This window comes from Mycobacterium sp. 012931, from assembly GCF_000419295.1.
In the GTDB taxonomy this organism is placed as follows: Bacteria; Actinomycetota; Actinomycetes; order Mycobacteriales; family Mycobacteriaceae; genus Mycobacterium; species Mycobacterium marinum.
In genome coordinates this window covers 3,582,656-3,595,264 of sequence record NZ_AOPX01000001.1, presented here as the reverse complement: position 1 = coordinate 3,595,264, position 12,609 = coordinate 3,582,656, and the positions used below count along the sequence as shown (strand labels likewise).

Below are 12,609 nucleotides of genomic sequence, written 5' to 3'. Positions count from 1 at the left end.
TCCTTGCTTCGCGGCCATAACACGGTAGGTTCGTCGCCATGCGTGAGGTGGACCCCAACAAGCGACGTCGCCACGGACTCTGGACAACGCTAGCGCTCGCAGCGGTGAGCAGTGCCAGCGTTGTCTCCATTGCCCTTCCGGCGACCGCCAGCGCCGACCCGGCGCCTGCGCCGGCACCGTCGACCACCGCGGCGCCACCGGCGGATCCCAATGCCGCACCGCCACCAGCTGACCCCAACGCCCCACCGCCACCACCAGCTGACCCCAACGCCCCACCACCACCACCAGCTGACCCCAACGCCCCACCGCCACCGGTGGTTGACCCGAATGCACCGGAGCCCGGGCGGGTCAACAATGCGGTCGGTGGTTTCAGCTTCGTCGTTCCGGCGGGCTGGGTCGAGTCCGACGCTTCGCACCTCGACTACGAGTCGGCGCTGCTGAGCAAGATGACGGGCGAGCCACCCATGCCAGGACAGGCCCCGCCGATTGCCAACGACACGCGAGTCGTGTTGGGGCGGTTGGACCAGAAGCTCTACGCCAGCGCGGAGGCCACCAATCCCAAGGCCGCCGTCCGGCTGGGATCGGATATGGGTGAGTTCTTCATGCCTTATCCCGGCACCCGGATCAATCAGGAAACCATTCCGCTCAACGCCAACGGGACAACCGGAAGCGCGTCGTACTACGAAGTGAAGTTCAGCGATGAGTCCAAGCCCAACGGACAGATCTGGACCGGCGTAGTCGGCACTCCCGCGGGCAGCACGCCCAACGAAGGACCGCCGCAGCGCTGGTTTGTGGTCTGGCTGGGAACCTCGAATGACCCCGTCGACAAGGGTGCGGCGAAGGTACTGGCGGAGTCGATCCGGCCGTGGATGCCACCACCGGCACCGGCACCGGCGCCTGCGCCGGGTGAGCCCGCGCCGCAACCGGGCGCGCCGGAACCCGTCCCCGCACCGGCTCCCGCGCCGGCCGCTGGGGTGGCTCCGACCGTCGCCCCAGCACCGCGAACACAACCGACCTAAGGCCGTACTGCCCCTGACAAGATAGTCCCCGCCAACTAGGCGGGGATATTCTTGGCTTCGCAGAATCGCATCCCCATCGTTACCCGAACGGGGTATACCGAAGTCACGGTCCGACACCGCAGTTGGACCTTGCCAGTGATTGCAAGGAGATCCCGATGGACGTCATGGCAGCTACCGAATTCCTGGCTCGCTCCAGCACCTTGACCAGTGTCGGCTGGCTCGGCTACATTATCATCGGAGCGCTCGCCGGGTGGATTGCCGGCAAGATCGTCAAAGGCGCCGGATCCGGCATTCTGATGAATATCGTGATCGGCGTCGTCGGCGCGCTGATCGGTGGCTTCTTGCTGAGCTTCTTTGTCGACACCGCCGCCGGCGGCTGGTGGTTCACCTTGTTCACCGCGATCCTGGGCTCGGTGATCCTGCTCTGGATCGCGGGCAAGGCCCGCCACTAGCGCGTTGGATCCCTGCTGACCGTGGCGGGTCGAGCCGTCCCTGGCGATAGCGTCATCATGGACTGATGGCCGCACCCGCGAGTACCCCGACGATGAGCGCATGGCAGGTGCGCCGGCCCGGTCCCATCGACACCGGCCCGCTGGAGCGGGTGAACGTCGAAGTACCAAGACCGGCGCCCTCCGAACTGCTCGTGGCGGTGCGAGCATGCGGCGTGTGCCGCACCGACCTCCACGTCACCGAGGGCGATCTGGCGGTGCACCGGGAGCGGGTGACGCCGGGACATGAGGTGGTCGGAGAGGTCGTAGAAGTAGGGGCCGAGGCCGGCGACGAGTTCGCCGTCGGCGACCGGGTGGGCATCGCCTGGCTGCGCCACACCTGCGGGGTGTGCAAGTACTGCCGCCGTGGCGATGAGAACCTGTGCCCGAAGTCCCTCTACACCGGATGGGACGCTGACGGGGGATACGCAGAATTCACCACCGTTCCCGCGGCGTTTGCCCACCATCTGCCCAGCGGCTACAGCGATAGCGAGCTGGCCCCACTGCTGTGCGCCGGCATCATCGGTTACCGCTCCCTGCTGCGGGCCGAACTACCACCCGGCGGCAGGTTGGGCTTGTATGGGTTCGGCGGCAGCGCGCACATCACCGCACAGGTCGCGTTGGCCCAGGGAGCCGAGGTGCATGTGATGACCCGTGGAGCCGAGGCGCGTGAGTTGGCACTCGAGCTTGGCGCCGCATCGGCTCAGGGGGCCGCCGACCCACCACCGGTACGGTTGGATGCCGCGATCCTGTTCGCCCCGGTAGGGGAGCTGGTGTTGCCGGCTCTGGCGGGCCTCGACCGTGGTGGCACCCTGGCGGTCGCCGGGATTCATCTCAGCGACATCCCGCCGCTGAACTATCAGCGTCACTTGTTCCAGGAACGTCAGATCAGGTCGGTGACGTCCAACACCCGCGGTGATGCCCGGGCTTTCCTCAACTTTGCGGGCCAGCATCATATCGAGGTCACCACGCCCGAATACCCGCTCGGGCAGGCTGACCGCGCGCTCAGCGACCTCAGCGCGGGCCGCATCGCCGGCGCCGCGGTGTTGATCGTGTAACGAGGTTCAGCTCGACAGGTGCCAGACCACAGCGGCCGCCAGGGCACCCACGCCGTTCAGCGACCAATGCAGGGCGATCGGCGCGATCAAGCTTCCGCTGCGGCGGCGCAACCAGCTGAAGACGAAGCCGGCGGCCCCGGTGGCCAGGACCGCCAAGACGACGCCGGCGACCATCCCGACTATCCCGCCACCGAACAACCGGGTGAAACCGACGTTGCTACTGGTCAGTCCCAGCGACGTCGCGACGTGCCAAAGTCCGAACAACAATGATCCCGCCAGCGCCACCCCGCGAAATCCCCAAGCCCGATTCAGCGCCCCATGCAGCACCCCGCGGAAGGCGAGCTCCTCGGGGATGACCGTTTGCAGCGGGATGATGACCATAGAGGCAATCACGGCGCCAGAAACCGTCGCGTAGTGGTTGTTCATGAACATCGGCCGAGTCATCGGCAACAGCACACCTACCGAGATCACCAGGACCACCAGGCCAACCGCGGCCAGCGCGTAGAACATCCCAGATCTCCAGTGCTCCCGCCCCAACCCCAACTCGGCCCAGCCCAGACCCCTGCTACGCACCAGGATGACCAGCCCGACCGCGGCCGCCGGGACGGTCGCGATGCTCGCCCACGGCGTGGTGAAGTGCGCAATAAGATTTGTCAGCACCAACACCACCACAACAACCGCGACATCAAGGTGGATACGCAACCTGTGCAGCGCGGAAAGCTGCGTCACTAGCGCATCCGGGTGAGGGGCCGTCGTCGCATGGTCACGCATGCCGACCGATTCTACCTGCGGGGCGGTCGTCCACCTCCGTTTTTCGTCGGCGCCAGCGGTACCGGCCAACTGCAGGCAAGGGCAACCGGGGCGGCCGCGAGATGCGGCCGCCCGCTCGTCTCCTCGGCCCGCATCACCGAAAGGGCAGACAACCCTTACAAACTCGGCGGGGCCAACAGCAGCTCGAAAGGATCGGGCCGCCCCGCGGCGCCGTGCTCACCGGTGATTCCTTGCTGTCGTATGCGCACCGACGCACGTCGAGTGTCTACTTGCTCACAGTCGCCGAGGCCGACGCGCTCAGCCAGTGTTGGACGCAAGCCGACGGCGCACATCCGCCTTGATTTCCGCCGGCAGCGCATCTGCCGCCAGCAGCTTGGGAAGCAGGTCGGGTTCAGCCATCCGAGCACGAAATACCAGCCCAATGGTCACGTCGTGATCAGGCCGGTGGTCGACGGTGATCGTGTCGCCGGCGCGCACCGTTCCCGGCGAGATCACCCGTAAGTAGGCGCCGGGCTTGCCGGCCTGGGTGAAGGTCTTGATCCATTGCTTCAGATTCAAGAACGCCGCGAACGTGCGGCACGGGACCCGCGGCGCGGAGACTTCCAGCACCAAGCCGTCGGCGCCGATACGCCAGTGTTCCCCGATCCGCGCGCCAGTGACGTCGAGGCCCGAGGTCGTCAGATTTTCGCCGAAGATTCCGTTGGTGAGGGTGCGCTGCAGTTGCGCCTCCCACGCGTCAAGGTCTTCTCACGAGTAAGCGTACACCGCCTGATCGTCACCCCCATGGAAGTTGTGATTGCCGATGGTGTCCCCGACCAGACCGCTCCCCAGGCCCCCTTGCATGGGCCCGGGGGCACGGACCATTACCGCCTCATCCGCCGCCACTTTGTCGATACCCGTCAATTCCGACGTCGAACGCACGTCGGGATTCGCCCGGGTACGAGCCAAGTTGACCGTCAACACATGCGCCACCTACACAGGCTAGCGCCGAAGCATGGGTCGCCTCGCTCCCATCACTCGCCAAGCTCGCTCTGCTCGCTCGGCTCCCAAACCCAACAGGTCGCCTCGCTCCCATCACTCGCCAAGCTCGCTCTGCTCGCTCGGCTCCCAAACCCAACAGGTCGCCTCGCTCCCATCACTCGCCAAGCTCGCTCTGCTCGCTCGGCTCCCAGGCCCAATCCGCAATTCGCGGGTCGTCCTCACCATGCTCACGCGTGTACTGGCGCGCTGCCAGGCGCGCATCGGCCATCCGCTGCCGCAGCACCGCAGCCCGGCTGGACAGGCCCACCACCCGGTCGATGACGTCGATCACCAGGTGGAAGCGATCCAGGTCATTGAGCATCACCATGTCGAACGGCGTAGTCGTGGTGCCTCGCTCCTTGAACCCGCGCACATGGATGCGGGCATGGTTGGCACGACGGTAAGCAAGGCGGTGGATCAGCCATGGATAGCCGTGGTAGGCGAAAATGACCGGCTTGTCGCGGGTGAACAGCGCATCGAACTCGCGGTCCGGCAAGCCGTGGGGGTGCTCGGACTCCGGCTGCAAACGCATGATGTCGACGACGTTGACCACCCGGACACCCAGGTCGGGCAGTTCGCGACGCAGGATATCGGCGGCCGCCAGTGTCTCCAACGTCGGAATGTCTCCCGCGCAGGCCAGCACCACGTCGGGCTCGCCGCTGGCCGTACTCGCCCACTGCCAGATGCCCAGTCCCCGGGTGCAGTGCGCGATGGCCTCGTCCATATCCAGATAAGCCAGCGCGGGCTGCTTGCCGGCGACGATGACGTTGACGTAGTTGCGGCTACGCAGGCAGTGGTCGGCAACCGAAAGCAAGGTGTTCCCGTCCGGCGGCAAGTAGACGCGGACCACCTCCGGACGCTTGTTGGCGACCAGGTCGATGAACCCGGGATCCTGATGGGAAGCGCCGTTGTGGTCCTGCCGCCACACGTGGGAACTCAGCAGGTAGTTCAGCGATGCGATCGGCCGCCGCCACGGCAGCTCCCGGCTGGTGGAAAGCCATTTCGTGTGCTGATTGAACATCGAGTCGACGATATGCACGAAGGCCTCGTAGCAATCGAACATGCCGTGGCGGCCGGTCAGTAGATAACCTTCCAGCCAGCCCTGACACAGATGTTCTGACAGCACCTCCATCACGCGGCCTTCGGCCGAAAGGTGGTCGTCATCGGCCGTGGTCTCCGACAGCCAGGTTCGGCCGGTTGCCTCGAATACGGCGCTGAGCCGATTCGACGCCGTCTCATCCGGACCCATCAGACGGAATCGATCCGGGTTTCGCCTGATCACATCGCGCAGAAATGTCCCGAGTACCCGAGTGGCTTCGTGGATTTCGGTGCCCGGGCTGTTGACCTGCACCGCGTAGTCGCGGAAGTCGGGCAGATCGAGGTCACGCAACAAGAGCCCGCCGTTGGCGTGCGGGTTGGCGCTCATCCGTCGATTGCCGCTGGGAGCCATCGCCCGCAGCTGCGCTCGCAGCTTGCCGTGATCGTCGAACAGCTCGTGGGGCCGGTAGCTGCGCAGCCATTCTTCAAGCTGGTCACGGTGCTGCGCGTTGTCGTGGGTGTCAGCTAGCGGAACCTGATGGGATCGCCAGGTGCCCTCGACCTTCTTGCCGTCGACGACTTTTGGCCCCGTCCAGCCCTTGGGGGTGCGTAGCACGATCATTGGCCATACCGGCCGCTTGATATCGCCGCCGGTGCGGGCGGCGAGCTGAATCGCGGCGATCTCGTCGAACGCCTCGTCGAGCGCGCCGGCCAGCTGCTGGTGCACACGGGGCGGATCATCGCCGGCCACCGTGATGGGCCGGTAGCCGTAGCCGCGCAACAGCGATTCGAGCTCGTCATGCGGAATGCGGGCCAGCACGGTCGGATTGGCGATCTTGTAGCCGTTGAGATGCAAGATCGGCAGCACCGCCCCGTCGATGGCGGGGTTGAGGAACTTGTTCGAATGCCAGCTTGTCGCCAGTGGACCGGTCTCGGCTTCACCGTCACCGACCACGCAGGCGACCACCAGGTCGGGGTTGTCGAAGGCCGCGCCGTAAGCATGCACCAGCGCGTAGCCGAGCTCGCCGCCCTCATGAATGGACCCGGGCGTCTGCGCCGCGACATGGCTGGGAATCCCGCCCGGAAAGGAAAACTGGCGAAACAGCCGCCGCATTCCGTCGGTGTTCTCCGCGATGGCGCTGTACACCTCGCTGTAGGTGCCTTCCAAGTACGCATTGGCCACCAGTCCGGGCCCCCCGTGGCCGGGCCCGGTGACGTAGATGACGTTGGCGTCGCGCTCGCGAATTATCCGGTTCAGGTGCGCGTAGATCAGATTGAGGCCGGGGGTGGTGCCCCAGTGACCCAGCAGCCGGGGTTTGACGTGCGTGGGCACCAGCGGTTCGGCCAACAGTGGATTGTCCAGCAGATAGATCTGACCGACCGACAGGTAGTTGGCGGCGCGCCAATAGGCGTCAATGAGGGCCAGGTCGTCGTCGGACAGGGGAGCGGGTTCGCTGGTGGCACGATTTTCTGGGCTCATCTCATCGATTGTGCGTGCCGTCGATGAACAACCCGTTGACGGCGCTCAGCTTTCTCCGGTTTCGCCGCGGGCGCGGGCCTCGTAGGCCTCGCGCTTGGCGGCGTCGACGTCGTCGGTGAAGACATGCTCACCCCCGAGGAGTCGGTTGAGGCCTTCGGACAGCCAGCGGGGGAGGTACTTCTGCGAGGCGATCATGGCGCCGGCCGCTTTGGTGACCCGCACGCGAGGCTTGGGATTGGCCACCAGCGCGACGATTGCGTCGGCGATGTCAGAGGGCTCAGCGTTCTTGAACCCTTTCATCCCCGGCGTCCCCGACGCGAGTTCGGTGTTGGCGAAGGTCGGCAACACCATGGAGAACTTCACCCCGGTGGTGCGGTATTCGATCCTGGCGGCATCGGTGAATGCGATCACCGCGTGCTTGCTTGCGCAATAGGTGGCCAGGCCCACCACGTAGATCTCGCCGGCCAGCGATGCGACGTTGATGACGTGGCCCCGCCCGCGGGGAACCATTCGCTGAGCCGCCAGCTTGCTGCCCACCATGACGCCGTAGACATTGATGTCCAGAATGCGCCGGGTCACCGAATCCGGCTCGTCGACAATCCGCCCGACAGGCATGATGCCGGCATTGTTCACCAGCACGTCGAGCGGGCCGAGTTGGCGCTCGACTTGATCGAGGAAGTCCGAGAAGGAATTTGGGTCGGTGACATCGAGTTTGCCGTACACCTCGAGGCCGAGGTCGGCGCCGGCCTCCTTCACAGCGGGTTCGTCAACGTCGCTGATCGCGACTTTGGCACCCAGCTTGTGCAGCGCGGTCGCGGTTGCCAGCCCGATTCCCCGTGCACCGCCGGTGATCACGATGACTTTGTCCCGGACCCTGACGCCGATGGTTGTCGAATCTGCCATTTCGCCCTCCCCGACTTTGACGGGTGTCAACTAGTCGACCCGCCAAGCACAGCACTGACGGCTCCGCTGCGCAAATGGCCCTGGTGATGGGCGCGCACGCCGATTGAATGGCCATAGCGGCAGACAGTCTCGATACTGCAACCATGATCGAGGTCCGCGCAGCCACCCCGGAGGATGCCTATGACGTGGCCCGGGTGCATGTGCGTTCGTGGCAGTGGGCATTCCGGGGACTGATTTCCCAGGATTACCTCGACAATCTCAGCCCGCAAGACTGGGTCGACCGCTACACCGTTGGCCGGATGGGGTTGCGACTACCCTCCATCCAGGTGGCGGTCGACGGTTCGGCGATCCGCGGCCTGGCCACCACCGGTCTATCCCGCGACACGGAGCTGTCGAACTTCGGTGAGCTCCGGGCGATCTATGTCGATCCCGAGCATGTCTGCACCGGCGTCGGACGGTTGCTCATGACTGCCGCCCGGGAACGGCTGCGGCGGGTTGGCGTCACCGCAGCCGTGTTATGGGTCCTGGATGGCAATGCCCGCGCTCGGCGCTTCTATGAACGCGATGGATGGAATTTCGACGGCACGCGTCGCACCGAGATCATCGGCGACACCCCGGTCGACCAAATGCGCTACCGCTGCTCACTGACCTAGCCGCCCGGCGCGGAATCATCGACTGGCCGAGGCCGCACCGATGCGCTTGGCCGGTCGGCGGTCCGTTTGATGCGGAGCCCGCTGCCACCCGGCGGCTACGGTATGCAAATGGCCGACCAGCTGCTCGCCGCGGTGCGCGTCCTGGACTTGTCCGGCGGTACCGCCGACACGGTCGCGCGCTTGCTCGCCGACCTCGGCGCCGACGTCCTCAAGGTGGAGCCGCCCGGCGGGAGCCCCGGACGTAACCAAGCGCCCACGCTGGCGGGCGCCAGCATTCCGTTCGCCGTGCACAACGCCAACAAGCGCAGCGTGGTGCTGGACCCCAACGACGCAGCCGACCGGGCACGGCTGCTCGAGCTGGCCGCCGGCGCCGACATCCTCGTCGACAGCGGTCTGCCGGGGCAGGCCAGCAGCTACGGGACATCGTGTGTGGAGCTAGCCGATCGCTGCCCCCACCTGGTGGTGCTGTCGTTCACCGACTTCGGTGCATCGGGTCCGCGATCGTCGTGGCGGGCAACCGACGCGGTGCTCTACGCGATGTCGGGATCGCTATCACGGTCAGGGCCCACCACCGGCACCCCGGTATTGCCGCCAGATGGCATCGCTTCGGCGACAGCCGCGGTCCAGGCGACCTGGTCGGTGCTGGCCGCCTACTACAACAAATTGCGTTGCGGTACCGGCGATTACATCGACTTCTCGCGCTTCGATGCGGTGGTGATGGCTCTTGATCCCGCATTCGGGGCACACGGGCAGGTCGCGGCCGGCATCCGAAGCAGTGCGCGGTGGCGGGGACGCCCGAAAAACCAGGACGCCTACCCGATCTACCCGTGCCAGGACGGGTACGTGCGATTGTGCGTGATGGCGCCGCGCCAGTGGCGCGGCCTACGCCGCTGGCTGGGGGAACCACCAGACTTTCAGGATCCCAAGTACGACGTGATCGGTGCTCGTTTCGCGGCCTGGCCGCAGATCAGTGAGTTAGTTGCGGCGCTGTTTGCCCCCCAGACGATGAAGGAGCTGGTGGCTGCCGGCCAAGCCCACGGGGTCCCGATTGCGGCCGTCCTCACACCGTCGCGGATTCTGGCCTCCGAACACTTCCAGGCGGTGGGAGCCATCACCGAGGCCGAACTGGTCCCCGGGGTGCATAACAAGGTCCCCACCGGATACTTCGTGGTCAACGAGCAGCGGGCGGGGTTTCACACTCCCGCACCCGCCGTGGGCCAAGACCAGCCGCGCTGGCTGGCCGACCCGGCTCCGGAGCTTGCGAGCACGGCCAGCGTGGGGGGCTACCCGCTCGAAGGGCTGCGGATTCTCGATCTGGGCATCATCGTCGCGGGGGGGCGAGCTGAGCCGGCTGTTCGGCGACCTGGGCGCCGAGGTCATCAAGGTCGAAAGCGCCGACTACCCCGACGGGCTACGACAGGCCCGTGCCGGTGACGCGATGAGTGAGTCGTTTGCCTGGACGCACCGTAATCATCGTGCGCTCGGCCTCGACCTGCGCAGCCCCGAGGGCAAGCAAATTTTCGGTCGCCTGGTCGCCGCGGCCGACGCCGTGTTCGCCAACTTCAAGCCGGGCACCCTGACCTCGCTGGGCTTCAATTACGCCAACCTCCATGCCCTCAACCCGCACATCGTGCTCGCCGGCAGCAGCGCGTTCGGTAATCGCGGCCCCTGGAGTACCCGGCTGGGATACGGCCCGCTGGTGCGAGCCACCACCGGCGTGACCCGGGTGTGGACATCCGAAGACGCCGCTACCGACGGTTCCCGGCATGCCTTCTAGGACGCCACGACAATTTTCCCCGACCACGTTGTCGGGCGAATCGTTGCCGTCCTGGCGCTGGCCGCGCTGATCCACCGTCACCGCACCGGTACCGGAGCCCACGTACACATCTCGCAAGCCGAAGTTGTGGTCAATCAGCTCGACACCCTGTTCGTCACCGAGGCCGCACTGGCCGCCGGCATCGCCGAAGTCCGCAATGACCTCAGTGTGCACGCGGTATGCCCCTGCGCCGGTGACGACGAGTGGTGCGTCGTCACCATCTGCTCGGACAACGAATGGCGCTGTGCGGCGAAACTGATCGACCAACCCGAACTGGCCGATGACCCGCGCTTCGCCTCGGCCGAGTCGCGCATGGCCAATCGCGCCGAATTGGTCGCAGTCGTGTCGGCCTGGACCGCCGACCACACCCCATTCGAGGCGGCCCAGGCGCTGCAAGCGGCAGGGATTGCAGCGGGCCCGATGAACCGCCCGCCGGACCTTCTGGAGGACCCGCAACTAATCGCGCGAAACCTGTTCCGCGACATGACCCATCCGCTCATCGCACGCCCGCTGCCCGCGGAGACCGGCCCGGCGCCGTTTCGCCATATCCCGCAGTCACCACAACGACCCGCGCCGCAGCCGGGTCAGGACACCCGAGAGATCTGCGCTGAGCTGCTGGACATGAGCCCGGAAGAAATCGAGTTCCTGATCACCGAAGGCGTGCTGTTCGCCCCGTCGGCTAACTCCGAGCAGCTGGCCACCGAACAGCAGGGCTCCGGGGAAAGCCGGTGACGCCTTCGCTCGCTCGATTGCGCCGCCGGCCCGAGGTCGAGCGCGACGTGCGGTGGCCGGCGAGGGGCGGCGCTAGGTTCGATTCATGGCCGTAGACCCCCGCACGCCGGTGCTGATCGGCTACGGCCAGGTCAACTACCGCGATGAAATCGACCCCACCATGCCGTCGGTCGAGCCTGTCGATCTGATGCTCGCCGCGGCGCAGCAGGCGGCCGATTCCCGGGTGCTCGCGGCCGTTGACTCCATTCGCGTGGTCCGCGTGCTCTCGGCGCACTACCGCAATCCCGGCCAGTTGCTCGGCGAGCGGCTGCAGGCCAGTGGTTTCACCACCAGCTACAGCAGCGTCGGCGGCAACACACCGCAGTCTCTGGTCAGCCAGGCGTGCCTGGACGTACAGCGGGGTCGAGCCGGGGTGGTGTTGATCGCTGGCGCCGAGACGTGGCGGACCAGGACCGGTCTGAAGTCCAAGGGCGCCCGACTGACCTGGACGCTTCAGGACGAATCCGTTCCGCTGCCGCGGGTCGCCGGCCAGGATGTGCCGATGGCCGGCGAGAGCGAAATCAGAATCAAGCTGGATCGGCCCGCCTACGTCTATCCGATGTTCGAGCAGGCGCTACGCATCGCCAACGGCGAGTCAATCGAGGACCACCGCAGCAGAGTCGGCCGACTGTGGGCGGGGTTCAACGCGGTCGCGGTGGATAACCCGCACGCCTGGATCCGCACCCCGATGACTGCCGAACAGATTTGTCGGCCCGGCCCGCAGAACCGGATGATCAGCTGGCCCTACACCAAGCTGATGAACTCCAACAACATGGTTGACCAGGGCGCCGCCCTGATCCTCACGTCGGTCGAGCAGGCGACACGGCTGCGGGTGCCCACCGAACGCTGGGTCTACCCGCAGACTGGGACCGAGGCGCACGACACCTTCTCGATTGCCGAGCGCGCCGAACTGCACCAGTCGCCGGCCATCCGAATTGCCGGGGCACGCGCGTTGGAACTCGCCGGTCTGGGCATCAACGATGCCGACTACGTCGACCTGTACTCGTGTTTCCCGTCCGCGATGCAGGTTGCCGCACACGAACTCGGGCTGCCTGTCGACGATGCCGACCGGCCGTTGACCGTCACCGGCGGACTGACCTTTGCCGGGGGCCCGTGGAACAACTACGTCACACATTCGATTGCCACCATGGCCGAGTTATTGGCGGCCAACCCCGGCCGGCGCGGGCTGATCACCGCCAACGGCGGCTACCTGACCAAGCACAGCATCGGCGTGTACGGCACCGAGCCACCCGCGGAGTTCCGCTGGGAAGACGTGCAACCGCTGGTGGACCGCGAGCCCACCCGGGCCGCCCTGGTCGGATGGGACGGCGTCGGCGCCGTCGAGGCCTGGACAACGCCCTTCACCAGAGACGGGCAACCCGAGAAGGCCTTCGTCGCCGTGCGCACGCCCACCGGGGCGCGTACCTTAGGCGTGATCACCGATCCCGCATCGGCCAATGCCACCGTGCATGAGGACATCGCCGGGGCAAAGGTTGCCATCGCTGCCGATGGCAACGCGACATTGCGGTAACCGGCCGCACCGGTAATAGCGGGCGCATCCAGCACCGAAGTGTCACGGTCGAGACTCAAGT

8 protein-coding genes and 2 pseudogenes are annotated in these 12,609 nt (G+C 66.3%); 6 read left to right on the top strand and 4 right to left on the bottom strand.

The window, feature by feature from the left end; all coding sequences use genetic code 11:
• Positions 1-38 precede the first annotated feature (38 nt).
• From MMSP_RS15900 to MMSP_RS15890, 3 genes are all read left to right on the top strand, one after another.
• Entirely contained in the window at positions 39-1,019 is a 981-nt protein-coding gene (locus tag MMSP_RS15900) for an alanine and proline-rich secreted protein Apa (protein WP_020787457.1), read from the top strand.
• Between the two features lie 155 nt (positions 1,020-1,174).
• Entirely contained in the window at positions 1,175-1,471 is a 297-nt protein-coding gene (locus MMSP_RS15895) for a GlsB/YeaQ/YmgE family stress response membrane protein (RefSeq protein ID WP_020725276.1), read from the top strand.
• A gap of 65 nt (positions 1,472-1,536) precedes the next feature.
• Positions 1,537-2,565, top strand: coding sequence for a zinc-binding alcohol dehydrogenase family protein (locus MMSP_RS15890; RefSeq protein WP_036426594.1), 1,029 nt, complete (start codon positions 1,537-1,539; stop codon positions 2,563-2,565).
• A gap of 6 nt (positions 2,566-2,571) precedes the next feature.
• On the opposite strand, the gene MMSP_RS15885 is transcribed toward MMSP_RS15890, so the two are convergent.
• From MMSP_RS15885 to MMSP_RS15870, 4 genes and pseudogenes are all read right to left on the bottom strand, one after another.
• The gene (locus MMSP_RS15885; RefSeq protein ID WP_036426592.1) at positions 2,572-3,336 is read right to left on the bottom strand and encodes a CPBP family intramembrane glutamic endopeptidase; all 765 of its coding nucleotides are present in this window, start codon (positions 3,334-3,336) and stop codon (positions 2,572-2,574) included.
• Between the two features lie 297 nt (positions 3,337-3,633).
• A pseudogene (locus MMSP_RS15880) lies at positions 3,634-4,299 on the bottom strand (MOSC domain-containing protein).
• A 172-nt stretch (positions 4,300-4,471) separates the two neighbouring features.
• Entirely contained in the window at positions 4,472-6,874 is a 2,403-nt protein-coding gene (locus MMSP_RS15875; protein ID WP_015355518.1) for a phosphoketolase, read from the bottom strand.
• 45 nt (positions 6,875-6,919) lie between these two features.
• A complete protein-coding gene (locus tag MMSP_RS15870; protein ID WP_020787452.1) occupies positions 6,920-7,777 on the bottom strand; it encodes an SDR family oxidoreductase in 858 nt (285 codons plus the stop codon).
• A gap of 143 nt (positions 7,778-7,920) precedes the next feature.
• Between MMSP_RS15870 and MMSP_RS15865 the strand changes: the two genes are divergently transcribed.
• From MMSP_RS15865 to MMSP_RS15855, 3 genes and pseudogenes are all read left to right on the top strand, one after another.
• The gene (locus MMSP_RS15865; protein WP_015355520.1) at positions 7,921-8,430 is read left to right on the top strand and encodes a GNAT family N-acetyltransferase; all 510 of its coding nucleotides are present in this window, start codon (positions 7,921-7,923) and stop codon (positions 8,428-8,430) included.
• Between the two features lie 102 nt (positions 8,431-8,532).
• A pseudogene (locus MMSP_RS15860) lies at positions 8,533-10,978 on the top strand (CaiB/BaiF CoA transferase family protein).
• A gap of 85 nt (positions 10,979-11,063) precedes the next feature.
• Complete coding sequence (locus MMSP_RS15855; protein WP_020787448.1) at positions 11,064-12,548, top strand: acetyl-CoA acetyltransferase; 1,485 nt, start codon at positions 11,064-11,066, stop codon at positions 12,546-12,548.
• The last annotated feature ends 61 nt before the right edge of the window (positions 12,549-12,609 follow it).